Raw genomic sequence first — 24948 nt, 5'->3', positions numbered from 1 at the left:
AATGAGCAAGGAAAGCAAAGGAAGGAAGCCGGGGGCCCTTTCCCGCTGCCTGCGGTTCGCGGGGAGAAGAAAGCCCCTCGTGTTCGCCTCCATGGCGCTGGCGGTCCTATCCGCGGCGGCGTCCTTCGTCCCATACGTGGCGATCTACTTCATGATTAGGGATGCGGTCGGGGTCTATCCGAACCTGGCCGCCGTCGACGTTTCGGCGATGACGGGCTACGCGGGCTTGGCGGTGGCAGGCATAGTCGTTGACGTGGGGTGCTATCTTGCCGCGCTGCTGTGCTCTCACGCCGCGGCGTTCGACGCGCAGTACCGCACGAAGCTCGATATCGCCGCCCATCTCGGGAGGATCCCTCTTGGGCACATAGCGCGGCTCGGCACGGGTAGGATCTCGAAGGTCATGGACGAGAGCGTCGGCGGGATCGAGCAGTTCATCGGCCATTCCATCCCGGACCTGGCGGCCACCGCCGCCGCGCCCGTCGTTTTGGCGGCGCTGCTTTTCGTCTTCGACTGGCGCTTCGGCGTCGCCACGCTGGCGGCGGTCGCCGTCGCATGCGTCGTGCAGTTCTCCGGCTATGCCGACAAGCGCGTCATGGCGAGCATGGGGCGCTACCAGGAAGTCAAGGAGCAGATGGGCAACGCCTCCGTGGAGTACGTCCGCGGAATGCGCGTCGTGAAGGCTTTCGGCCAGACGGCGCGCTCGTTCAAGCGCCTCTCCGACGCGATAAAGGACTACACCGGCCTCTCCCTCGACGTCACGCTCTTCTTCAGGAACTCCATGCCGGGCTTCACGGCGGTCCTCAACAACGCGTACCTGTTCGTTCTGCCCGTCGGCATACTCCTCGCCCCGGGCGCGCAGGACTGGCCGACGTTCGTGCTCTCGCTCGTCTTCTACCTCCTGTTCGTGCATTCGATATCGAGCGTGTTCACGAAGATCCTCTACGTGAGCGAGGACGGGATGCTCGCCCAGGCAAACATCGACCGCATCGACTCCGTGCTCGGCATCGAAGAGCTCTCTTGTCCCGAGGCGCCGAAAGCCCCGAAGGACGCCTCGGTGTCCCTTCGGGACGTGACTTTCTCCTACGAAGACGACGCGGAGCCGGCGTTGCGCAACGTCTCGCTGGAAATCCCCGCCGGCACGGTGTGCGCGGTCGTCGGGCCGAGCGGCTCGGGCAAATCGACCCTCGCGAACCTCGTCGCCCGCTTCTGGGACGTCGATTCGGGCCAGGTTCTCGTCGGCGGCGTCGACGTCCGCGAGATGGGCCAGGATGAGCTGATGGGCAGCCTCAGCCTGGTGTTCCAGGATTCCCACCTCTTTCGCGAGAGCGTCGCGGAGAACATCAGGCGCGGCAGGCCGGGGGCGACCGACGACGAGGTGGTCGAGGCCGCGAAGGCCGCCCAGGCGGACGCGTTCATAAACGGCCTTCCCCATGGCTACGCCACGGTAATAGGCTCCGAAGGCGTGCACCTGTCCGGCGGCGAACAGCAGCGGATAGCCATCGCGCGCTCGATCATCTCGGACGCGCCCATCGTGGTGCTGGACGAGGCGACCGCGTTCTCCGATCCCGAGAACGAGCATTTGATCCAGAAGGCGTTCGAGAGGCTCATGGCCGGCAAGACCGTGATCATGGTCGCCCACAGGCTCTCCACGGTCGTCGGTGCCGACAAGATAGTCGTGCTCGACGGCGGGCGCAAAGTCGAGGAAGGCACCCATCAAGAGCTCCTCGCCGCATCGGGGACGTACGCGAAGATGTGGAGGCAGTACACGGAAGCGGTCGAATGGGGCATCGAAGCGGCCCCGCGCGACGACACCCGATCCTCCGAAGCGACCGCCCCGCATGCAACGCAGGGCGTCTCCGCCGAGGAGTACGACCCTGCGGAGAAACCCGGCAAGCCGTCGAGCGGCAGGGCGCCTTGGCTTCAGAGGACGTTCAACCTTTCCGACGAGGGCTACGTCGGCCTCAAGCGCTCGGCCATTGCTTGCACCTTGAGCGATCTGGCGCTCATGATCCCCTTCGTCTGCACGGTCGCCGCGTTCGCGGCTCTCGTGGGGACCCTTGCGGGCGAGCCGTTCGACGCCGCCGCGCTCTGGTCGATCTTCGCCGTGGGGCTTGCGGGGATGGTGGTGGTCTTCGTCGCTTCGAGAAACGACTACAAGAAAACCTACGTGGCCGCGTACACCGAGTCCGAAGGCACCCGCCTGCGCCTCGCCGACCACCTGAGGAAGCTGCCCATGAGCTTCTTCAACCGCCGGGACACGACCGACGTGGCCGACCGCATCATGGGGGACGTGACGGCGCAGGAGTCCATGCTCTCGTCGACGCTCCCGCAGCTCATCGCCGGAATCGTGTCGACCGTGGTCATCTGCGCGATGCTGGCATTCTTCGACTGGCGGCTCGCCTGCTGCGTTATGGTCACGCTTCCGCTTTCGGCAGGGGTCATCGCCTTGAGCCGCCGTCATCAGTCGCGCCTTTTCGAAAGGCAGAACCGCGTCCGCCTGGATGCGCTGGCGTGCGTGCAGGACTACCTCGAGGGCATCAAGGACATGAGGGCCTGCAGGGCGGTGGGCAAGGACTCCGCCGCCATGGAGCAGGCGATGCTCGAGCTCAAGAGGGTGACGATGCGGGTCGAGCTCGCCGTCGACGTCTCCGTCTCCCTCGCGAGCGCCATCCTCCGCTCGGGAGTCGGTTTGACCGCCTGCGTCGGGGCGGTGCTTCTCGCCTCCGGCGGCGTGGACTTCATGGTTCTGCTCATGTTCTTGCTCATCGTCTCCCGCGTCTACGGGCCCATCCTCGCCCTCGTCTCGCAGCTGCCCAACCTTCTCAACCTCTCGACGAAGACCGCCCGCATCAAGGCGGTCATGGACGAGCCCGAAGCGAGGGGGTCCGCCTCGGCGGATGTGCCCGGCCACGACCTGTCCTTCCAGGGCGTCCGGTTCGGGTACGGCGACGAAGAGGTGCTCCACGGCGTAAGCTTCGTCGCGCGCGAGGGGGAAGTCACCGCGCTCGTCGGGCCGAGCGGCTCGGGCAAGTCGACCTGCGCCCAGCTGGCGGCCAAATTCTGGGAGCCCGACAGCGGCAGGGTCCTCTGCTCTGGAAAGGACATCGCCGAGTTCTCCGAGGAATCGTGGCTCGCGCACGTCTCCATAGTCTTCCAGGACGTGGTCCTTTTCGACGACACGGTTGCGAACAATATTCGCATCGGCCGCGAAGGCGCCTCCGACGAAGAGGTGGCCGAGGCTGCAAGGGCGGCGCACTGCCTGGAGTTCATCGAGAGGCTTCCCCAGGGGTTCGACACGGTGCTGGGCGAGAACGGCGCCTCCCTCTCGGGCGGGGAGCGCCAACGCCTCTCCATTGCGAGGGCTCTCCTGAAAGACGCGCCCGTGGTGCTCCTCGACGAGGCGACCGCCTCGCTCGACCCCGAGAACGAGACGCTTATCCAGAGAGCGGTCGGAACCCTGTGCGCAGGCAAAACGGTGATCGTCATCGCCCATCGACTGAGGACCGTCGCCAATGCGGACAAGATCGTCGTCCTAGACAGCGGGCGCGTGGCGGAGGAGGGGAACCACAAGACGCTGCTCGCCGAGGACGGGCTGTACGCGAGGCTGTGGAGGCTCCAGCAGGAAAGCTCGTCGTGGACCGTTCCCGCCGACAGGGGCGATGCCGCCGATGTCCCGACGGGCAGATGAGCGGATGGGCGGGCGAGAATCCTCCGAGGACTACCTCGAGGCCATCCTCGTGATCCGCCGCCTGCGCGGGTCGTGCCGCAACGTGGACATCGCCGAGCGCATGGGCGTCGCCAAGCCGAGCGTCACCAAGGCGCTCGGCAACCTGGCGCGCAGGGGCCTCGCCGAGGTGGTCGGCCGCGACGTGCGGCTGACCGAGGAGGGCGGGCGCCTCGCCGAGGCCACCCTCGACAAGCACCGCTTCTTCGAGCGGCTGCTCGTCGAGTCAGGCGTGGACGCCGAGACCGCCTCGGCGGAGGCCTGCCGCATGGAGCACTGCCTGTCAGAGGACTCCTACAGACGTTTCGCGGCCTATCTCGGGAGCCGACGAGACGAGGGCGATGGCGGGTAAACGGAGGGCGGCTTGCAGGCCAGACTGGGCGACTGGCTCAGTTTCGGATACCGCCCACTAGGCAACTCCTCGCTGAGCGAGGGGACGATATCGAGCGGCGGCGATGGCAACGAGCATCGCGCCATCGCCGCCAAGCCCCGCGACGCCGAGGTGCAGCGTCTGCCGCTCCGGAAGGAGCAGACGCATGGCAGTCGAATCAGCAGGATGCCCGTACGTCAAGATCCCCGTGCCGATACAGGACACGTACTCGGTGGCGGAGATAGCGATACTCTTACGTGTGAGCAGGAACGCGGTCTACGAATGGAGCCTCCTCGAGGACGACCCCCTGCCACTGAGGAGGATGATGGGCAGAAAGAGGGGGCGCTTCGCGTTCAGGGACGAGCTCCTCGAGTGGAGCAAACGGCACGCGACGTGATTGTAGTCAGACAGAACCTTTCAGGACGCCCCGCTTCGATTCGAGTAGAGATAGTTCCCGCCCAAATTAACTAGGCGGTTCATCGAGGCTCCTCCGTCTATCAAGCCAAGGCCGCTTCTACTGAGATATCATGAGCATAAGAGTTGACAGTGACTAACTTTGGTGGCAGAATTCCCAACACGAAAGATAGCTAAGTTATTATTGGAGGGAGGTGACTGCAGTGAGCAACGGCAACTACCAGGAGACGCACGAGCGCATCTTGAAGAGCGGCCTTGCGGCGTTTCTGGAAGAGGGGTTCGAGAAGGCGAACCTGCGCAGGATCTGCAAGGCTGCCGGCGTGACCACCGGGGCGTTCTACAAGCATTTCAAAGACAAGGAGGCGCTCTTCTCGGAGCTGGTCGAGCCGCTGGCGAGCATGATTCGCAAAGCTTACGCCCAAGGCGAGAAGCGAGGTTTCGCCGGGTACGACGAAGGGAAGCCCGTGACCCCGGAGCAGGTGCGCGCCGCGCTCGAGGCCAAGGCGGCGGGGACGCTCGCGACCACGGCGATGCTGTACTCCCATCGCGACATCTACGAGCTCCTTGTGTTCCGCTCCTACGGCACCCCCTACGAGCACTTCCTTGACTGGCTCGTCGACGAGGAGGACAGGACCACCCTCCGCGTTCTCGAGCTGATCCACGGCGCAGAGAAGGCTCGAACCGTCATCTCGAAAGAGTCTCTCCACATCGTCAACCACGCGTTCTACAGCGCCCTTTCCGAGAATATCATCCACGCGAAGAGCGTCGAGGAGCTCAACGCGACGACCGAGGTCATTTCAACGTTCTTCAATGCGGGCTGGGAGAAATATCGCACGCTTTGACGGCTCTTTCTTTTTTTGCGTCAAAGATAACTAAGTCATTATTAACCGAAACTATACTTGAGGTGGTGCCCATGGCAGAGACAAGCGAACAAGACCGGCAACGGGATGAAGCGGGGCGGGAGGCTATCAGGCGCCTGTCTTGCCCCGTCAAGGGACGCGTCATGCTGGCGCAGGCGTTCACGGTGCTCTCGGCGCTTTTATCCTTTGCCCCGTATTTGGCTTTGGTATGGCTGGGAGACCTATTTCTGGCGGGGGAAGGCCCGCTCGCGCAGGCCGATGCCTCCAAGGTGCACGAAATTGCCCTCCTCCTCGTCATGGCGTTCCTCTCGCAGCTGTTCTTTCGCGCTCTTGCGCTCATCATCACGCATTTTGCCGATATGAAACTGCGCTACGTCATTCGCAAGGGTATCGTTGAGCGGTTGAGCCGCGCGCCTCTTGCTTGGTTTAGCGCTACGGAATCCGGCAAGGTCAGAAGCGCTGTGCAGGATGACACGAAGACGGTCCACACCGTCATCGCACACGGACCGGTCGACCGTCTTAACGGCGTTTTGCAGCCGATGGTTCTTCTGGCTTTCATGTTCTGGATCAATTGGCGCTTGGCGCTCATCGGCATCGCCACGATCCCCTTCTATTTCCTGCTGCAGGCGCTCTCTATGAAGGATATGGGACCGAAAACCGCCGAGATGAACGGGCACCTTGCACAAGTGTCCTCGACGATGGTCGAGCTCGTGTCCGGCATCAAGGTGGTCAAAGCGTTCGGAAAAACAGGAGAGGCGCATCGTAATTACGCGGACGCCGCATCGGCATTCTCGCAGTCGTACTGGGACTGGTGCGCCCCGCTCATCGGGCTTTGCTCGATTGCCGGCGAGCTCATCTCCTCCCCCTTGCTGCTGCTGATCAACCTCTGCGGCGGCGCGCTTGTCATGGGGGCAGGGTTGGCCAGCCTCCCCCAGGTTCTCGCGTGCGCGCTGATAGCCATCGTGCTTCCGACCGCCATCAGCGCTGTCGCCAACAGCACGTGGTCGTACCAGATGGCCGGCGCTGCCGCAGTCAGGCTGTGCGAGATTCTGGACACGCCGTCGATTCCCGAGCCGAAAACCCCAAAGAAGCCCGACGGGGTCGTCGTTGAGGTGAACGACGTATCGTACTCCTACGGCGATACCCAGGCCTTGCGCGGTGTCAGTCTTGTCCTTAATCCCGGTACCACGACGGCGCTCATCGGCCCGTCAGGCTCGGGTAAATCGACGCTCGCCACACTCATTGCACGCTTCGACGACCCGGAAAGCGGCTCCATCCGTCTCGGCGGCGTCGATCTGAGAGACATCTCCTCCCGTGACCTCTACAACACGGTTTCGTTCGTGCTCCAGGACCCGATGCTGATCAACGCCTCCATCGGAAGAAACATTTCTTTAGCTAAGCCGGAGGCTTCCCTGGAGGAGATTCGGGAGGCTGCCCGTACGGCGCAGATCGACGATTTCATCATGTCGCTGCCCAAGGGATACGACAGCGTTTTGGGAACGGACTGCTCGCTCTCAGGCGGCGAGAGCCAGCGCGTGAGTATAGCGCGTGCCCTTTTAGCCGACACGCCGATCCTCATCATGGATGAGGCCACCGCTTTTGCCGACCCAGATTCGGAGCTCGAGATCCAGAAAGCACTAAGTTCCTTGGTCGAAGGCCGAACGGTTCTGGCCATCGCCCACCGGCTCAACGCAATCCTAGGCGCCGATCAAATTGCCGTGTTGGAAGAAGGTAAGATCGTCGCCCTTGGAACGCATGCGGAGATTCAAGACAACGAGCATTATCAGGCGCTTCTCAAGCAAGGAGGCCTCTGCGGCAGTGAAGAAGAGGGCGATGCAGATGAGTAATTCCAAACGCTTCTTACCGAGACTTCGTCGTTATATGGACGAGGGTGATAGGCGCCAGCACCGTTTGGGAACTTTGCTCTACGCCCTTTCCGGCGTGATGTGCGGCATCGGTCTCGCCATCATGATGCCGGCGACCATGGCTCTCCAGTCCGGCGACCCCCAATGGGGCTTGACGTTTTGGGGCTGGGCAGTCGCGCTTGCGGCGGTGACAGTCGTCGGCTCAACAGCCTCGTTCTTCGGTACCAAGCTCAGCTATGCAGCGGGGTTAGGCTTCATGCGCAATATGCAGGTGGTCATCGGGAACAAGGTGTCGCGTTTGCCACTTGGCTGGTTTAAGGCGGATAGTGCCGGAAGGCTTTCGCGCATGGTTACGCAGGAAATGATCTCGACCGGACAGGCCGCTGCTCTTTATGTTGGCCAGCTTATAAAAAACGCTGCCGCCGCAATCGTGTTCTGTGCTGCCGTGTGGCTTTGGAGCTGGCAAATTGGAATCATGCTGACGCTTTCCATCCCAATCCTTTTCCTTCTTCTGCGCGTTTCACAGGCATGCGTCGGAAAAGGAAACGGGTTAGAGGATTCCGCCGAGCGGGACATCGCCGCGAGGATAGTCGAGTTCGCACGATGCCAGGGAGCCCTGCGCGCCTGCCGTGCGGGTGCCGACTATGCGGAGCTTGAGGATAGTTTCGTAGAAGGCAGAAAGCGGTCGGTCCGCGGCCTGTGGTGGAGCGCCCTCGGCGAAATCCTTTCCGGGGCGAGCGTGCAGATGCTCGTTGTGAGCATGATCATCGCGGTGAGCTACTTGGGTGCAAGCGGAAGCATCGGGGCGCTTGAAACAGTGGTCATGATCGGCGTCGCACTAAGGTTCACCACGCTCCTCAACGAGATCGCCTCAGCCCTATTCGGGATGGAGGACCGTCGGGCAATGCTCGACGGCATGGACGAGGTCGTCGAAGCGGCCGAGCTGCCGGTTGTGGACGCGTCGAAAGCTTGTCCGACCGACGCAAGCGTCCGGATGGGAGAGGTTCGCTTTTCCTACGTGAAGGAGAAGCCAATCCTTCGTGGAGTCGATCTCGACGTTCCGGAAGGCAGCATGGTCGCCATCGTGGGCCCGTCTGGCTGCGGCAAGACGACCATGCTCAAGCTAATCGCGCGTTTTTACGACGTCGACGACGGAGCGGTCAGGATCGGCGGCGTAGACGTCCGCGATATGACGACAGAGGATCTTTTCGCTCGGGTGTCTTTCGTTTTCCAGGACGTCTATCTCTTTAACGACACGCTGCGAAACAACGTCCTTATGGCGAACCCGGATGCTTCGGAGGAGCAGCTTCGCGCGGTCGCTGACCTTGCCGGGGTGACGGAGGTCGTCGAGCGCCTTCCTGAGGGCTGGGAGACGCTGTGCGGCGAAGGGGGTCGCTCGCTTTCCGGCGGCGAGCGGCAGCGCGTTTCCATAGCCCGCGCGCTTCTCAAGCAAGCCCCCATCGTGCTCCTGGACGAGGCGACGTCGGCTCTCGATGCGGAAAACGAGAAGAACGTCGTTCGCTCAATAGAGACGCTCAAACGGCGCTCCACGCTCATCGTGGTCGCGCACAAGCTCGAAACCGTGCGCATGGCGGACAAGATCGTGGTCATGGATAGCTCGGGCAAGGTTGCGGAGACAGGGACGCACAACGAGCTGATCGCCCTCGAAGGAGAATACAAAGACTTCTGGGACAAGCGCAACGCGAGCTCCCAGTGGCAATTGGTCTAGCAAACAGAGCAAAAGGAGGCTCACATGAAACTGAAGGACATCGCGACAATAGCGGTACTGGGAGTGATCGGATTCGCCCTCGGGATGGGCGTCGGCATGATAACAGGCATGTTCGGCGCGCTTTCCATGTACGTCTCGGCGGGATTCGCGGCCTTCTTCGTCGGTCCCGTTTACACCATCATGGCGCGCAAGGTGCAAAAACGGGGGACGGCCTTCTGCTTCTGGTTGATCTACGGCGTGCTCTACGCGATCATGGGCTTCGCCGTCGCGACGCCCCTGTGCCTGATCGCGGGCATCGTCGCAGAGATCATCGCCGGCGACTACGGAAACAAGAAGAGGGTGTGGCTGTCGTTTTCGGCATCGATGTTCATCTACTCGATGCACATGATAGTGTTCGTGCTCGTTCTGGGATCCGATGGGCTGGCGACTTTCGTCGAGAGCATCTCGCTTGAACAGGCGCAGCAGATGGTGGCGATGTACACGGTCGATATGATGGTCATCTGCGTGCTGATCAATATTGTGACCGAGCTTCTGGCCGGGCGTTTCGGAATGTTCATCAACGACAAGTTCTTCGAAAAGGGCGCGAAGGAAAGCAGGCTGGGTTGATGGGGCGAACGGGTCTGCTCGACAGCGGGCGCGAGGGGCATCTGCACCCGCTGACGCTCTTCGCGCTGACGCTTCTGGCGCTCATCCAAGCGTTTCTCGCCAATCAGCTGGTATATGCCCTCGTTCTGGCGCTGTCGTTTCTCGTCCTTTTGGACGTCTCGCCGGCGTCCTTCTTGAGGCAGCTCGCGCTCTTTGCGGTGGCATGCGGGGTCGTGCAGCTGATCCTGCATGTCGACATCGGCTATGTCACGAGCATCTTCCTGGGCGTGGCGGTTTTGGTGGTGAGGGTCTTCCCCGTCGTCAACATCGGTTGCGCCCTCATGATGACGAGCTCCTCGAAGCTTCTGGCGAGCATGCGCAAGCTGCACGTTCCGAACAGAGCCGCAGTCGGCGCAGTCATAGGGTTGCGCTTCCTCGACGAGATGGGCGATCGCGTGAAGGAGATAAAGCGCGGGATGCGGGTTCGCGGGCTGCGCCCGAGCCCGCTTCGTCCCGTGCACGCCTTCGAGCTCTACTTCGTTCCCCTTGTGTACAAGTGCCTGCACGTGAGCGAGACGCTCGTCTCCTCCGTGATTTCGAAAGGAATCGAAGCGAATTGCGAAAAGACGAGCTACCGAAGTCTCTCCTTCGGTCTGCTTGACGGAGCCGCCTTGGGCGTCGGAGTCGTTCTTTTGGGGGTCGCGGTATGGATGTGATTGACGTCGACATTCGGTCTTTCTCATACAAGGGAGAAGATCTCGCGGCATTGAAGAACGTGCGGTTTTCGGTGGAGCGCGGCGAGCTCGTCGTACTCACCGGCAACTCCGGGTGCGGGAAGACCACTCTCCTGCGCGCCATGAACGGTTTGATTCCCGATCAGTACGAAGGCGAGCTCGATGGGAGAATCGAGCTTCTCGGGAAAAGCCTGGGAGAGTTCTCCTCCGGCGAGCTCGCCCGCACGATCGGCAACGTGTTCCAGAATCCGACCGATCAGTTCTTCACCCGCAAGGCGGCCGACGAGGTGGCCCTCGTCGGCGAGAATCTGGGCATGCCTCGCGAGGAGCTGATCGAAAGGGTCGAGTCGGCTTTCGAGAGCATGAAAATCGCGCATCTGGCGGGCAAGGACCTCATAGGCCTCTCGGGAGGAGAGAAGCAGCGCGTCGCCATAGCCTCGACGCTCGTCTACGACACCCAGGTGATTTTCTTCGACGAGCCGTCCGCCAGCCTCGACCACGAAGGGATAGAGGACTTTCGCCGAATCCTCGCCGATTTGAAGGCCCTCGGCAAGACCGTCGTCATCGCCGAGCACAGGCTTTACTTTCTGGCGGATCTCTACGACAGGCTCCACGTCATGGCGGGCGGCCAAATCGTCGATTCGTTCGCAGCGGGTCGGCTTCGCGCGGAGGATTGCGCGCGCTATGGACTTCGCGCGCTCGATCTACACGGCCTGAACCCGGAAAACCACCGTCAGCTCGGGGCGGAGGTCGCTTCAATGAAAGGCGTTTCGGTCTCCGCAGGCGGGCGAGCCCTGATCGGGCCCTTGACGCTCTCTTTGCGAGAGGGCGAGGTTATGGGCGTCCTTGGGGCAAACGGAGTCGGAAAGAGCACGCTCGCCCGGGCGATGTGCGGCCTTGCGGGCGGTCGACAGGCCTTCTCGTGGGGAGTTCGGCCTCGGCAGAGGCTTCGCCGATCGTACTACATGATGCAAGACGTCGATTACCAATTGTTCTTCGACACGGTGGAAAACGAAATCCTGACCGACCAGAAAAGCATCGACGACAACCGTCTCAACGAGGTGGCGCGTATCGTCAAGGCCATCGACCTATGGGACAAGAGGACCGAGCATCCGCAAAACCTATCAGGAGGCCAGAAGCAGCGTTTGGCGCTGGCTTGCGCCTTTCTGAGCAGCAAGGAGATTGTCGTTCTGGATGAGCCGACATCGGGACTCGACTTCATGCACATGGCGAGGATTGCCGGGCTCATCGAGGAGCTTGCCAAAGGCCGTCCCGTGGCCGTCATCACCCATGACCTTGAGTTCCTGTTCAAGGTCTGCACTTCGGCTCTGATGGTGGGGCGAGACGGCTGCGAGAAGGTCGACCTGCGGGCGCCCGGATCCAGCAAAAGCGTCCTTAGGTTCATGGGGTGCGTTCGCTAGTTGTCTTCACTCGACGTAGCGGAAGCCGATTCCACGTCCCTTCCCGGATGGCAGAAGAGGCGTGCCGCATGGAGCAGTGCATCTACGGATTCTTTCGAGAACCCCTCCTCCTGCCTGGAGCGGATCGAGGATTCTCTTCGATGAGGGATCGGCATCGCCAATCGGCCGGCCCCATCGTCTTCGCCGATGCGGGGTCGGCTCGTGCGGCGGACTGTTCGCGAAGCCGTGTCGCCTGCAGGGACTAGGCGAACGAGAGGATGATTTGAATGAGGGATGAAGCCGATGCGAGCCGCGGCTCACGGAGCAGGGCGACAACCAAGTCGTCCGAAGACTACCTCGAGGCCATCCTCGTGATCCGCCGCCTGCGCGGGTCGTGCCGCAACGTGGACATCGCCGAGCGCCTGGGCTTCTCGAAGGCGAGCGTCACCAAGGCGCTCGGCAACCTGGCTCGTAAGGGCCTTGTCGAGGTGGTCGATCACGACGTTCGCTTGACCGCAGCTGGAAAGCACCTTGCCGAGGAGACGCTATCTAAACACCGCTTCTTCGAGCGTCTGCTCGCCAACGCCGGGGTGAATGCGGAAGTTGCCTCCAAAGAGGTATGCCGCATGGAGCACTGCATCTCCACGGATTCTTTCGAGAAGCTCTCCTCCCACCTAGGGCGGATTCAGGATTCCCTTCGATAAGGGATCAGCATCACCAAGCGACCGGCCTCATCGCCTTCGGCAATGCGGAGTCGGCTTATCTTTCATGATAGCCCCGATTCATCTGGTGAGTTCCCCTACCAGCAAAGCGGCCCTCCGAATTGGACGGGGCCGCTTTGCTATGTCGTTCTCTTCTTCCTTGTCAGGTCCCCACCTCATCATCTCGATTATCTGCGGCCAAGGCCTTCAAGTTGCAGGACGCATCCCGAAAATCAAGGCACATAAAGCAAAACTACTACCTGGGTGGCGCTTGCGGCGGATTGCGCAGATTTCGTCAACGAATGACATGCAGGGACTTAGCGGGACAAGCCCGCTTTTCCCGTTTTGACCCCATTCGACTCCGGCTCGAACATGACCGAAAGGACTTTATTGGAGCTATCGGTGCTCGAAACGCTTTAAGAGCGCCTTGTGGAGACGAAAGGAAACCCATGGACGTATCGGAAGACGGCATCAGAGGCCTTCGGCGATTCGGAGGATCGAGCCAATCGCTGTCCGACCTCGTTGATGCGGAGGAAGTGTCCCGGCATCTCGGAATAACGCCCAGAAGGGTGCTGTCGATGGCCCGCAAGGGCTCGATTCCCTGCGTGAGGCTCAGCGCGAAGACCATTCGCTTCGATATCGAAGCTGTCGACCGGGCCCTTGGAAGGCGGTAGGCATGCTGACGGCGCTCTTGCGCGCGCTGCCGCGTTCCGCCGCCTTCGGAAGGAGCACTCGATATGATTTCTGATAGAAAAACATCTGGCGTCTTCGTCAAGACGCCCGTCCTTGTCCAGGACACGTATTCGGTCGAGGAGATTGCAATTCTGTTCCGCGTAAGCCGAAACAGCGTCTACGAGTGGCACAAGCGCGAGGACGACCCCCTGCCTTTGAGGCGCATGAACGGCAAGAAGCGCGGGTTCTTCGCCTATCGCGACGAGCTCCTCGAGTGGAGCAAGCGCAATGCGGTCTAGGGACGCGGGGAACGACCGGCATGGCGGAGCGTAGCGACGAGGCTTTCATCATCGTAAGGGAGTTCATGACGAGGGGGCTCGGCCTCACAGGCCTCCCCCTCCTTGTGTACGCCCGGATCTACGGCTTCTGCGAAAGCGGATCCCCCTACTTCGAGAGCAAGGCGCATCTGGGCAAGATTCTCGGAGTCGACACGCGAAGCGTTGTCCGAGCGGTGAGGAAGCTCGAGGAGGTGGGCCTTGTGTTCGAGGTAGGCCGCCAAGAGCTTTCCAAAGGGAGGGAGACGAAGGTCTACCGCATAGACTTCGAGGCGGCCCGAAGGGCGAAGGGGGCAATCGAGGGGGCCGGCCAGTCGACGCATGGCGAAATGCCATCGGATGACCGCGGGCCGCGCCCGTGCCGCCTTCTGCATGACCAGACGCCATGCCGACCCCTGACGCCTTGCCAGCTAATAACAAAGACGGAAAACAAAGATTACAGATAGGACGTGCCATGGGCGAATCGAAGCCGACGCATTCGGAGGCTTGCTGCGAATACTGCGGGCGCCCCCTCGCTCCATGCGTGGTCGAGTTCGGCGCCAGGCGGATCGTCGCGGGGTTCCGCGAATGCGACTGCGAGGGCGCACGCGGGCAAAGGGCGCGAGCCGAGAGGATGGAAGCCGCGAAGAGGGAAGCGCGCCTGGCCGAGCGCCGCAAGCGCGCGGGGATCCCGAAGCGGTTCCTCGGCGCGACCGTCCAGCACCAGGACCTCATCGACTACCTCGAGTCGTTCGAGGGCAGCGCAGGGCGAGGCCTCTACATATACGGCTCGGTCGGAAGGGGGAAAAGCTATTCAGCCGCAGCCTTGGCGAACGCCTTCGTGGACGCCGGCTACCGCACGGTGTTCACAACGGCATCGGCGATGCTCGAGAGGATCAAGGCGAGCTTCTCGGGGAACGGGGAGACCGATTCGGTCATTTCCAGATACGCTGCATGCGACGTCCTCGTCCTCGACGACCTCGGCAAAGAGGATGCCAAGGAGTGGTCCTCGAACATGATGTTCCTTGTGATAAACGCCCGATACGAAAACATGAGGCCGACCATCTTCACCTCGAACTACTCGCCCCAGGCGCTATCGAAAAGGCTTGGAAGGAAGGGAGAGACGGAGACCGCCGAGGCTATCGCGAGCCGGCTCTCGGAGACCACCATCCCCATCCACCTCACGGGGCCGGATATGAGGATTGCGTCAAGGATGTGACCGACGGGACTTGCCGGGACGACGGCGCCTTCTCCCGCCGACGCCATCGGCGAGTCTGTGAGTAAATCGCGACAAGAATCGAGGGCAGTCGGCGTGCGGATGGCAGCCGACTCCGGAAGGCGATGGAGGAACGATGACGGGCAGGTTGAAGGAAGCCGACGAGAGAACCAAGCGGGAGCTCGCCGACAAATGCCAGGAGAACGGCTGGCTCAGGCGGGGCGGATACCCCTGGCAAGACGACCCCTACCTCGAGGAATACCCCTACGAGTTCGCGAAGGCCGGCAGCGTGGAAGAGCTGCGCGGCTTCTTCGCGCACGGAAACTGGGCGCTGCGCCAGGGGATCGTGTACGAGGATCTCGCCTTCGTGCAGCAGGTCGACGGCGGCGACGAGTGGTGGACGCTGAAGCGCACCGACTCCGGCTGGCTCGCCTTCGAGAGTTGGTCCTTCGGCCGCATCGTGCAGGAGCCCGAGAGGTTCTCACATGCGATAGAGTGCATGCATCGCGCAACTCCAGAGCAGTGCAAGCGCCTCGAGTACATGGAGGCGGTTCCGAGCATCGAGGATGCCGCCAGACGCGCACGCGATTCCATCCAGCAACTGAACAAAACGGCGATGACGCCCACGCGCGGCGCGCGGGCGGAGCTTCGCTGAACACACTTACGAAGGCGGGTTCACCCCGCCTTCTCTGTTTTCGGAAAGCGACTGGGACAGTCTGTCCCACCAAGAGGAAGGGACAAGAAGCATGACAAACGACTTCGGCGACGACTCCGGAGAGAAACTCGTCGACTGGATGATCCGCATAGGTCAGGATGCCGGCGAGGCGGCCATGATGGCCAGCGGCGAGCGGCTCGCATCGGCATTCAGGCGCGCCCGCGGCGAAGACGCAATCGAAGGCGGGGCCGAACCTGGCCGCAGCGTGGCCGAGTGGGCAAAGCTCGACCTGTCCGAATTCACAGCGCTTCCCGAGTACGAGACCATCCGCCAGGCCATCGACGAGAAACTCTCGCGCGAGGGCATCCGACACGAGTTCGCGCCCATGCCGGAGGGCGAGCATCTCGTCTTCATGGTCGAGGATGCGCCCGCAGTGAACGAGGCTTTCAAGGACCTCGAGAAGACCACGCGCGCATCCGCCCAGCGCGCGGGAAAGGAACTCTCGCAGATGCGCGAGCGTATCAAGGGCGAACCCATCGCGGAGAAGGCGGCGCGCGCCAGGGAGGCGTCATCCCGACTGGAGGCCGCCAAGGGAAAGTCGCGCGAGATGTCGCGCGGCGTCGAGACGAGGGCGAAATGAGGCCGCTTGCGCAGGCGCTCGCGGCGGGTGCCGCAAGCGCCGCCTGCTTCTGCGCCGGAGACGCGCTCGCGGCTGCGGCCGCCGCGTCGGGGTTCCCCGCATGCGACGCCCCAGTCCTGCTGTCGGCGATTCCCGAAACGGGGCTCGCGGCGGAGCCCATGGCGCTTGCCGTGGGCCTCATGGCCGCATGCATACCCTGGGCGGTCTGGGCGCGCAGCCTCGTGCGCGCGGGCACGTACCGCCAGGGCGAGGAGCACGGCTCCGCCCGCTGGGGAACCCTCAAGGAGGGACGAGCGTTCATGGACAGGAAAGACAAGGCGAACAACATCCTGCTCTCGAGGGACTTCGCGCTCGCGCTCAAGCCGAAGCGCTTCGACCTCAAGCACGACCGAAACCGCAACGTCTGCGTGCTCGGCGGCCCCGGATCGGGCAAGACGCGCTACTACGTCAAGCCCAACCTCATGCAGGCAAACGCCGACTTCCTCGTCACCGATCCCAAGGGAACCCTCCTCGGCGATGTCGGCTGGATGCTCGAGGACGCCGGATACGACATACGCACCTTCGACACGACCGACTTCTCCCGCTCGATGCACTACAACCCGCTTTCATACGTGAAGGACCAGGCCGACATCCTCGTCTTCGTGGAGTGCCTGATCAAGAACACCACGCCCGACGACCGCAAGGGGTCGGACCCCTTCTGGGAGAACTCCGAGCGCCTGCTCTACACGGCGCTGGTGGCCTACCTCGTCTACCACGCGCGACCCGAGGAGAGGGACCTCAACTCCCTCATGCTGCTACTGAGCCTCGCGGAGGCGCGCGAGGAGGACGAGTCCTACATGAGCCCGCTCGACCTCATATTCGAGGAGCTCGAGACGGGCATGCGCTTCATGGAGCGCGGGCGCGGGCGCGAGGCGCGGGAAGAGCGCCCCTTCGACGACGGGGGCGACTGGGGCTGGGTCCGCATCGCCGAGCCCCGCGACCCGGAGGAGGACTTCGCGCTGTCAAACTACCGCGCCTTCAAGGTGGCGGCCGGGAAGACCCTGAAGTCGATCATCATTAGCTGCAACGTGCGCTTGAAGCCCCTTTCGGTCGATGCGGTCTCCGATCTCGTCGCATACGACGAGATGGCGCTCGACTCTCTCGGCTCGGGAGAGGGCAGCCACGCCATCTTCGCGAGCATGTCGGACTCGGACTCGACTTTCGACTTCCTCTTCGCGCTGCTCATGTGGCAGGCCACGAGCGTGCTCTACAAGACGGCTCTCGCTCGCTTCGGGGGCTCGCTCAAGCGCCCCGTGCACTTCCTGCTCGACGAGTTCGGCAACATCGGCACGGTGCCCGACTTCGAGCGCGTCATCGCCACGGCCCGCTCGCGCAACGTGAGCTTCAGCATCATCCTGCAGTCGGCCAGCCAGCTCGAGCGCGCCTACAAGAAGGAGGGCGCGAAGACCATCCTGGACTGCTGCGACACCGTGGTGTTTCTCGGCGGCAAGTCGACCGAGACCAACGAGATGATCTCCAAGATGGTCGGCAAGCAGACCGTGAAGGTGCTCACGGAAAGCGACTCGAGGGGCGCGAACCGCTCCACCACCCAGAACTACAACGTGATCGAACGCGACCTCATGACGCCCGACGAGGTGGGAAGGCTCCCGCGCGACGAGTCGATCGTGCTCATCAGCGGGACCTACCCCCTGAAGGGCGCGAAGTACCGCATCGAGGAGCATCCCTCCTATCCCGAGGTGGACCCCGGGCATGCGGGCGCGAGGCACGAGGAGCGTTTCGACTTCAAGGAGTACCGGGAAAGGAGAGGCGGTGATGCGCCCATGAGATGAGAGATGGGACGGCGGGAGCCGACACTCCCTTGACAAGCGCGGCGCGGCCAGCTTCCACACAAGCCCGCCGCGCGCCGTCCCGGATGCAAAGGGGCGCGAGATGCGCTCCACGACCAATTGTACCAACCGGGGCGGCCGCCTCAAACCCAACCGTTGCGGCCGCCCACAAGCAAGACATGCAAAGGAGCCAAGATGCTCTCAAACATCATCGGACTCGTCTCCGGCTGCGTCACGTTCCTAGGGGGTTTCTTAATCGTCTGGGGCGCGGTGTCGCTCGGCCTCGCCATCCGAGAGCAGCAGGGAGGCGCTCAGATCGCCAGCGCGATCTCGACCATCGCTGGCGGGGCGATCATAATCGCCGCCGCCATCTACTTCGGCCAGCTCGACACGTCCTGGCTCCCCGCCTAAGGGAAGGAGGATGTGCAAATGCTATCCGTAAGGGTCCAGAAGGACATCGGCGAGTACACCGAGAAGATCGTGGGCAAGCTCTCCGCGCGCACGCTCGCGTACCTCGCAGGCGGACTCGCCTCCGCCGTCGGAGCCGCGGCGCTCTGCCAGTTCGCCCTCGGCATCGAGGTGCGCGATGCAGCCTTGCCGGTCATGTGCGCATCCATGCCGTTCTGGCTCGCGGGGTTCTGGCGGCCCCATCACATGAAATTCGAGAAGTTCGTCCCGCTCTGGCTCGACTTCAAGCTCGAGGACCAGAGGATCCTCTACCGCTCCACACCCGTGCTCGAGGGTGCGCAGACCTCTCCCGTGCCGGGACGCCCTTCGCGAAAGGCCAAGCGCAAGGCGAAGAGGAAGGGGGCGGAGGCGAATGCTGCTGTTCGATAAGACCAATAAGAAACCCAAGGAAAAGGAGGCGGCGGCACGCAAGGGCAGGCTGCCCGTGCGCGGCGCGCATGCCCGCACGACGAGGCTCGAGGAAGAGGAGAAGAAAGTCGAGCAGGCGGCGCGCCGCAAGAGGCGCGCGCGAGCCGAGGCCAAAGACGTCCTTTCCGCGATCGGCTACGACGCCATGTACGCCGACGGGACCGCGCAGGTCGAGGAGGGCCTCTTCAGCCAGACCATCGAGTTCGGGGACATCAGCTACCAGTCCGCGCGCGAGGAGAACCAGCAGTCGGTGTTCGCGGCGATGAGCGAGCTCTACGACTACTTCGGCTCGGAGACCTCCGTGCAGCTCACCATAACCAACACTCCCATACCCGAGCGCGAGATCGGGCGCAAGCGCTTCTTCGAGAAGAGCGACCCGCGCGTCGACGAGTACGTCGAGGAGTACAACCGCATCCTCAACGACAAGATGCGCGAGGGGGTCTCCAACCTCGTGCGCCACCGCTATCTCACCTTCCTCGTGGGGGCGGACGACCTCGATGCCGCAGCGCCCAGGCTCGCCCGAGCCCGCGGCGACTGCATGCAGACGCTCGCCCGCATCCGCTGCGAGGCGCGCATGCTCGACGGGGCAGAGCGCCTCGAGCTCGTCCAGTCACAGCTGCGGCCGAAAGCGGAGTTCACCTTCTCGTGGGACAAACTGTCCCAGCTAAGCGGGCTTCGCACCAAGGACCTCATTGCGCCCTCGGTGCTCGACTTCAAGCCGGACGGGCGCGCCGACTGCTACCGGGCGGACGGCACCTGGTGCCGCGTGCTGGTCTTCCGCGGATTTGGCAGCGATCTCGAGGACGACTGCATCGCCAACGTCGTAGACCTGCCGATGCCGCTCAACGTCACGCTCCACATCCATCCCATGGGCAAGGCCGCCGCGGTGGCCTACGTGAAGAAGCGCATCGCCTGGATGGACAAGGAGGTCATCGACGAGCAGATGAGCGCGGTCAAGAAGGGCTACGACTTCTCCATCCTGCCTCCCGAGCTCTCGCACTCCAAGGAGGAGGCCGAAGAGCTCCTCGACCAGCTCCAGAACAAGAACCAGCGACTGTTCACCTACACGGGGCTCGTGTTCACCTACGCGGACACGGCAGAGGCCCTCGACCACCAGACCCGCCAGATCATGGCGGCGGCGCGCCAGCGCTCCATCGAGGTGGAGCCGCTTTCGTACCGCCAGCGCCAGGGCATGAACTCGATCCTGCCTTTGGGGCTCAACCACGTGGAGGTTTCGCGCTACATGACGACCGCGCAGATCGTCATACAGATGCCCTTCGCCTCCCAGGAGCTCAACCAGGAAGGCGGCGGCTACTACGGCCAGTCCAAGCAGTCGGGCAACCTCGTCATCTGCAACCGCAAGAAGCTCGCGAGCCCCATGGGGTTCGTCTGCGGCAAGCCGGGCTCGGGCAAGAGCTTCAGCGTCAAGCGCGAGATCATGAACACTATCCTGGCCTATCCCGACGACGAGGTGATCGTCTTCGACCCGGCGGGCGAGTACGCGCCGGTCGTGGAGCCCGCGGGCGGGACCTGCATACGCTTCTCGCCGGACACCGACACGTTCATGAACCCCTTCGACCTCTCCGACGTCGCCGACAAGGCCAACCAGGCGCAGCTCGCCTTCAAGATCGACGCGATACTGGCACTCTCGAGCGCGACCATGGCAGAGGGGCGCGAGGGGCTGCCCGAGGCGGACAAGTCGATCATCAGCCGCTGCGTGGAGCTTGCCTACATGCGCTGTGAGGGCAAGGGGCGCCTGCCCGTCCTCGGCGACTTCTACGAGCTGCTGCTCGAGCAGGAGGAGCCCGAGGCGCGCGACATCGCGCTTCGCTACGAGCGCTACGTGAAGGGGGCGCTTTCGTTCTTCAACCACCAGAGCAACGTGGGTTTCACCAACCGCATCACCAACGTCGACTTCAAGGACCTCTCGCAGAACATGAGGGTCTTCGGCATGCTCACGGCGCTGGAAGCGGTGCGCAACCGCATGTACGCGAACTTCGAGCGCGGCGTGACCACCTGGCTCTACATCGACGAGGTGCAGAGCCTCTTCGGGCACCCGGCGATCATCAGCTACTTCTCCAAGTTCTGGGCGGAGGGCCGCAAGTTCAACCTGATCTGCACGGGCATCACGCAGAACTCGACCTACATGCTCGAGCACGAGGACGCCCGCAACATGGTGCTGAACTCGGATTTCGTGCTCCTGCACAAGCAGAGCCACCTCGACCGCAAGAGCTGGGTCGACCTGCTGGCCCTCTCGGCCCAGGAGGAGGGCTACATCGACGACTCGATCAAGGCCGGCGAGGGCCTCCTGGTGGCGGGAGGCGTGCGCGTGCCGCTCAAGGACGACTTCCCGAAGGGCGCGCTCTACGACCTGTTCAACACCAAGCCCGAGGAGATCGCCCAGATAAAGCGCGCCCAGGCGTTCGCGCGGGCCCGGGAGGGCGGCGATGCCTGAGAGCGCGGCGACATACTCGGACGGATCGGCACGGCTCGAGGCGGCAAGCCGCGAGCAGGCGCGTGCGCTCGGGATGGACGACCGGCCAGACGCCATCTCGGCGGGGATCGTGAAAGGATCGACCGAGCGCGCGGGCGAGGTGCTCTCATCGAAGGGCGAATCTCCGGGGCGGGGCAGGGCGGACTTCGCCGAACCCTCCCCTGTCGGTGCGGGCAGGCCGAAGGTGAAATCCCGCCTCGCCGCCCAGGCCAAGGGGAACCTCAAGCGCGCGATCGCCGATGCCGCCGCGTCCGAGGCGGACGACTCCGAGGAGCTCTCCGGCATCGGACAGGCGAGCAACACCTTCCGCGGCGCACGCTCCGTCATCGCACGGCATTCCGCCTCCAAGAAGGCTACTGCCGCCTCGAAGCCTAAAGGCCCGCTGAAAGGGGCCGCAAAGCATGCCAAGGCGGGGGCCTTCGGTCAAGGCGCTGCCGCGAAGGCCCGGCATGCGGCCGTCAGCCAGGCATCTGCCGGGGCTGCGAAGGCTGCGGCATCCGCCGGCGGCAAGGGCGCGGTCGTGAGCGCGGGCTCGTCGGTTGCTGTCCCCGTGGCGGGCGTGCTCGCGGCGATCATGGCGTTTTTGCTCGCCGTGCTCGCAATCTCCCAGATCGTGAGCGCCCTTTTCGGGTTCTGGGAAAACGAGGCGTCCAAAGCCTCCCTCGAGGGGCTGCCGCCCTACATCACCTACGAGATGGTCGAGGAGGCGCTCGCGTGTCAGGAGGAGTACGGGCACCCCGCAGGATGCACGATCGCGCAGATCATCGTCGAGTCGGGGCAGGGCGACCACCTCTCGGGGCTCGCCACGCAGGACCACAACCTGTTCGGCATGAAGTGGTCGAGCTCGTATGCGCTGTGCGAGGAGGTCGCGGGGAAGAGCTCGTGGAGGACCGGCGAGGAGTACGGCGGCGAGCAGGTCACCATCACGGCGGACTTCATCAGCTTCGTCGGCGACGCGGAGTGCATCCGCTTCCGCAGCCGCGTCTTCCTGCAGGCCGATCGCTACGCGTCAAACGCGCTCATACGCGAGGCGATTGCGAACCACGACTCGGACAAGATGGCCGAGGGGCTCAAGGACGCGGGATGGGCGACGAGCTCGAGCTACGTCGAGAGCCTGAAATCCACCATGGAGACCTACAACCTCTACCGTTTCGACGGCATGAGCCTGGAGGACTTCAGGTCCGGGGCGGTCTTGGCAGATGCGATCGTCTCCGCCGCCTACAGCCAGCTCGGTGTCCCCTACGTGTGGGGCGGGACGACCCCGGGCGTCGGCCTGGACTGTAGCGGGCTCACCCAGTATTGCTACAAGCAGGCCGGCATCTCGATACCGCGCAACACCGAGGCCCAGTACGCGCAGGGAAAGAAGATCGCGCTCTCGGAGGCGCAGCCCGGCGACATCCTCTACCGCATGGGGCATGTCGGCATCTACATAGGGGGCGACCGCTACATCCACGCGCCCCATCGGGGCGAGGTCGTGAAGATCGCAAGCGGGATCTCGAGCTTCACCTGCGCCCTGTCGTATCGATAGACAAGGAGCAAGAAGATGGACAAGAAGACGAAACTGATGGCCATATGCGCCGCGGGCGCCGCAGCGATCCTGATAGGGGCAGGGCTCGCGCGTTGCGCGATAGAGCCGAGCGAACCCGAGGCCGTCGTTCCCGTAGAGGAGCGAAGCCAGAAGATAGAGAAGGCGGACGAGTCGCTCGCGGGCTATGCGGGCACCACCTGGGAAAGCGAGGACGGAGCGTGCACGCTCACGCTTTCCGACTCGACGATCGTCGAGTCTGGAGAGGCCGGGGTGCAGGTGATGTACTACGAGGTGCTCTCAGAGGAGTCCGCCGACGCTGGCGTCTCGGCGCAGATATCCTTCACGCGCTCGGCGGGTGAGGCCGCCTCCCAGACACTGCTCTCCATAAGCGATGCGGGAGGCCGAAAGAGCATCTCCTGCGACGCGTTCTCGCTGTCGAAGAACTACCTCATCGCCGAAGGCTCCGATGCCGGGCTCGAGCTTGCCGCGCACCCCTCTGAGCTAAACGACCTCCTCGATGCCGAGGATCCCGAGATCGCCTCCGCCATCGCGCAGAGGGCGTCGATCGCATCCCCGACGGCGACGCTCGCCACCTGGGACGGCGAGGTCTACATCGACTGCAACGAGGACGTCCTCACAACGTCCTTCCACCTGAACGACGCAGCATCGACGATCGTTCAGCTCTCCCTAGACCGCGCGAGCGGGGAGCTGAGCGCGCTATGAGGCGGGTGGCGACGATGATCTCAGACAGGCGCTTCCGCATCGCGTTCGCCTCCACCTTGCTCTTCGCGACGCTCATGCTCGTCCCGGCGTCTCCCGCCTACGCGAGCATCGCCGACGACGTGAACGCATGGCTCGCCGGGCTTCTGCGGGATGCGTGCAATTGGATGTTCACCAACCAGGTGGCGGTGCTCTCGAGCATCGGCTACGAGGGCATCATCGGCGCGGACTTCTCGCAGATGCTCACGACCGCAGGAGATGTCTCCATGTACGACATCGCGCGAGGGGTCTGGGACGCCGCAGTGCTTCCCATCGGATGCGGGGTGCTCGGGCTGGTGTTCACGGTGAAGCTCATCCAGATAAGCCAGCGCATGGACGGCAACGCCTCCTTCCCCGGCGTGAAGGAGGTCGTCTTCCTGCTGGTCTTCTTCGCGGTGTTCCTGTTCCTCATACAGAACAGCTTCGAGCTCATGGAGGCGATCTACTCGGTGGTGGGGCTCGCCATCGACCGCACGATGGCGCTTTTCGGCGCGGGCGGCGCGATGGACCTCTCTGCCGTGAGCGTGGTGACCGAAGACGACGACGTTCCGGCCCTCATCGCGCTGCTCCTGGTATCCGTCATCAGCTGGGTCGTGGTGCTCGGGGCCTACATCGTGGCGCTCGTCGTGTGCTGGGCGCGCGCCATCCAGCTCTACGTCATGGCGGCGTTCGGCCCGATCCCGCTCTCGCTCATGGCGCTCGACGACACGCGCCAGATAGGCATCGGCTACCTGAAGAACTTCACCGCGGTGTGCCTGGCGGGGCTCATCATCCTGATCCTGCTCGTCGCCTTCCCGCTCATCCTGGGCGGGCTCACCGGGGCGAGCACCTCGACGGGAACCCCCATCGACGGCATCGCGACCGGGCTCACCTACGCGCTCCAGTACCTGGCGATGTGCGTGCTTTTGATCCTGTCGCTCGTCAAGAGCGGCGCTTGGGCGCGCGACATCGTATCCGGGGTTTGATCTTGTCGGAAGGATCTCTGAAAGGGGGTGATCGCCTTGGACGGCTGAGGGGCTTTCGACGGTACGGACAGGCAGGCGGGCTTCCACATCGACAACCGCCTGCGAGGATGCAAAGAAAGGGGCATGGAATGCCTGAGAAGAAGAACACCTACCTCACGCTCCACAAGAACTTCGTGCGGACCGACATCGAGTACACCGACCGGGAGACCGGAGAGGTACGCACCTTCAACTCCGTGACGCTGCCGAAGGGCACGGTGGTCGACGGGGTTGACGTGAGCTACTACCAGTTCAGCCCGATGTTCGTAAACGAATCCCGCTACCGCGGCGAGAACTACCGCGACATCCCGCTTCTGACGGATCGCGAGGTGTGGCTCAAGAAAAGCGTGCTCGACGAGGACGGCCAGCCGGTGCTCGACGAGCGAGGAAAGCCCGCCAAGGACATCGTGCGCGTCATGCCGGCGCAGATCAAGGAGGCGCTCGACCGCAACCGCAGCGAGTACCTGCAGAGCCTCTCCGAGAAGGCGCGCGGCGCGCGCGAGGGCTCGGAGCGCCTGGGAAACGGCGATAGGCGCGCCGCCCAGAGCCGCGAGAGCATCGCGATGTAGGAGGAGGTGCGCGAGA

General features: G+C 63.4%; 24 protein-coding genes. All 24 read left to right on the top strand.

Annotated elements, in window-relative coordinates; all coding sequences use genetic code 11:
• The first annotated feature begins 1 nt into the window (after position 1).
• The 24 genes from OIM11_06105 (at position 2) to OIM11_05990 (ending at position 24932) form a co-directional block, all read left to right on the top strand.
• The gene (locus OIM11_06105) at positions 2-3688 is read left to right on the top strand and encodes an ABC transporter ATP-binding protein/permease (GenBank protein ID HJJ00697.1); all 3687 of its coding nucleotides are present in this window, start codon (positions 2-4) and stop codon (positions 3686-3688) included.
• A gap of 4 nt (positions 3689-3692) precedes the next feature.
• Entirely contained in the window at positions 3693-4076 is a 384-nt protein-coding gene (locus OIM11_06100; protein ID HJJ00696.1) for a metal-dependent transcriptional regulator, read from the top strand.
• 184 nt (positions 4077-4260) lie between these two features.
• A complete protein-coding gene (locus OIM11_06095; GenBank protein HJJ00695.1) occupies positions 4261-4491 on the top strand; it encodes a hypothetical protein in 231 nt (76 codons plus the stop codon).
• Positions 4492-4711: 220 nt separating this feature from the next.
• Positions 4712-5350 carry a TetR/AcrR family transcriptional regulator gene (locus OIM11_06090; protein HJJ00694.1) on the top strand — a complete coding sequence of 213 codons (639 nt, stop codon included), beginning with the start codon at positions 4712-4714 and terminating at the stop codon, positions 5348-5350.
• Between the two features lie 71 nt (positions 5351-5421).
• Positions 5422-7215 (top strand): ABC transporter ATP-binding protein/permease, encoded by a 1794-nt coding sequence (locus tag OIM11_06085; protein HJJ00693.1) that lies wholly within the window; start codon positions 5422-5424, stop codon positions 7213-7215.
• The gene (locus OIM11_06080; GenBank protein ID HJJ00692.1) at positions 7208-8962 is read left to right on the top strand and encodes an ABC transporter ATP-binding protein/permease; all 1755 of its coding nucleotides are present in this window, start codon (positions 7208-7210) and stop codon (positions 8960-8962) included. Before OIM11_06085 ends, OIM11_06080 begins: the two co-directional genes overlap by 8 nt.
• Positions 8963-8986: 24 nt before the next feature.
• The gene (locus tag OIM11_06075) at positions 8987-9568 is read left to right on the top strand and encodes an MptD family putative ECF transporter S component (protein ID HJJ00691.1); all 582 of its coding nucleotides are present in this window, start codon (positions 8987-8989) and stop codon (positions 9566-9568) included.
• On the top strand, positions 9568-10263 hold the full coding sequence (locus OIM11_06070) for an energy-coupling factor transporter transmembrane protein EcfT (GenBank protein HJJ00690.1): 696 nt from the start codon (positions 9568-9570) through the stop codon (positions 10261-10263). Before OIM11_06075 ends, OIM11_06070 begins: the two co-directional genes overlap by 1 nt.
• A 59-nt stretch (positions 10264-10322) precedes the next feature.
• Positions 10323-11702, top strand: a complete 1380-nt coding sequence (locus tag OIM11_06065) for an ABC transporter ATP-binding protein (protein ID HJJ00689.1) — start codon at positions 10323-10325, stop codon at positions 11700-11702.
• Between the two features lie 266 nt (positions 11703-11968).
• Complete coding sequence (locus OIM11_06060) at positions 11969-12385, top strand: metal-dependent transcriptional regulator (GenBank protein ID HJJ00688.1); 417 nt, start codon at positions 11969-11971, stop codon at positions 12383-12385.
• Between the two features lie 446 nt (positions 12386-12831).
• Entirely contained in the window at positions 12832-13056 is a 225-nt protein-coding gene (locus tag OIM11_06055) for a helix-turn-helix domain-containing protein (GenBank protein HJJ00687.1), read from the top strand.
• Positions 13057-13119: 63 nt separating this feature from the next.
• On the top strand, positions 13120-13353 hold the full coding sequence (locus tag OIM11_06050) for a helix-turn-helix domain-containing protein (GenBank protein HJJ00686.1): 234 nt from the start codon (positions 13120-13122) through the stop codon (positions 13351-13353).
• 20 nt (positions 13354-13373) lie between these two features.
• On the top strand, positions 13374-13835 hold the full coding sequence (locus OIM11_06045; protein HJJ00685.1) for a hypothetical protein: 462 nt from the start codon (positions 13374-13376) through the stop codon (positions 13833-13835).
• Positions 13836-13843: 8 nt separating this feature from the next.
• Positions 13844-14587, top strand: coding sequence for an ATP-binding protein (locus OIM11_06040; GenBank protein HJJ00684.1), 744 nt, complete (start codon positions 13844-13846; stop codon positions 14585-14587).
• A gap of 133 nt (positions 14588-14720) precedes the next feature.
• The gene (locus tag OIM11_06035) at positions 14721-15239 is read left to right on the top strand and encodes a peptide ABC transporter substrate-binding protein (protein HJJ00683.1); all 519 of its coding nucleotides are present in this window, start codon (positions 14721-14723) and stop codon (positions 15237-15239) included.
• Positions 15240-15330: 91 nt separating this feature from the next.
• Positions 15331-15879 carry a hypothetical protein gene (locus OIM11_06030; GenBank protein ID HJJ00682.1) on the top strand — a complete coding sequence of 183 codons (549 nt, stop codon included), beginning with the start codon at positions 15331-15333 and terminating at the stop codon, positions 15877-15879.
• The gene (locus tag OIM11_06025) at positions 15876-17708 is read left to right on the top strand and encodes a type IV secretory system conjugative DNA transfer family protein (GenBank protein HJJ00681.1); all 1833 of its coding nucleotides are present in this window, start codon (positions 15876-15878) and stop codon (positions 17706-17708) included. Before OIM11_06030 ends, OIM11_06025 begins: the two co-directional genes overlap by 4 nt.
• A 192-nt stretch (positions 17709-17900) precedes the next feature.
• Positions 17901-18116, top strand: a complete 216-nt coding sequence (locus OIM11_06020) for a hypothetical protein (GenBank protein ID HJJ00680.1) — start codon at positions 17901-17903, stop codon at positions 18114-18116.
• Positions 18117-18134: 18 nt separating this feature from the next.
• Positions 18135-18542, top strand: coding sequence for a PrgI family protein (locus OIM11_06015; protein HJJ00679.1), 408 nt, complete (start codon positions 18135-18137; stop codon positions 18540-18542).
• Positions 18526-21036, top strand: a complete 2511-nt coding sequence (locus tag OIM11_06010) for a DUF87 domain-containing protein (protein HJJ00678.1) — start codon at positions 18526-18528, stop codon at positions 21034-21036. Before OIM11_06015 ends, OIM11_06010 begins: the two co-directional genes overlap by 17 nt.
• Positions 21029-22603: an NlpC/P60 family protein gene (locus tag OIM11_06005; GenBank protein ID HJJ00677.1), complete on the top strand. Its 1575-nt coding sequence runs from the start codon at positions 21029-21031 to the stop codon at positions 22601-22603. Before OIM11_06010 ends, OIM11_06005 begins: the two co-directional genes overlap by 8 nt.
• A gap of 15 nt (positions 22604-22618) precedes the next feature.
• Positions 22619-23326, top strand: a complete 708-nt coding sequence (locus OIM11_06000) for a hypothetical protein (protein HJJ00676.1) — start codon at positions 22619-22621, stop codon at positions 23324-23326.
• A gap of 14 nt (positions 23327-23340) precedes the next feature.
• Positions 23341-24327 (top strand): conjugal transfer protein TrbL, encoded by a 987-nt coding sequence (locus OIM11_05995; GenBank protein HJJ00675.1) that lies wholly within the window; start codon positions 23341-23343, stop codon positions 24325-24327.
• A gap of 128 nt (positions 24328-24455) precedes the next feature.
• The gene (locus tag OIM11_05990) at positions 24456-24932 is read left to right on the top strand and encodes a DNA gyrase (GenBank protein ID HJJ00674.1); all 477 of its coding nucleotides are present in this window, start codon (positions 24456-24458) and stop codon (positions 24930-24932) included.
• The last annotated feature ends 16 nt before the right edge of the window (positions 24933-24948 follow it).

This window comes from Coriobacteriaceae bacterium (genome assembly GCA_025992705.1).
GTDB lineage: Bacteria > Actinomycetota > Coriobacteriia > Coriobacteriales > QAMH01 > QAMH01.
This window is presented reverse-complemented; position numbering and strand designations above follow the sequence as displayed.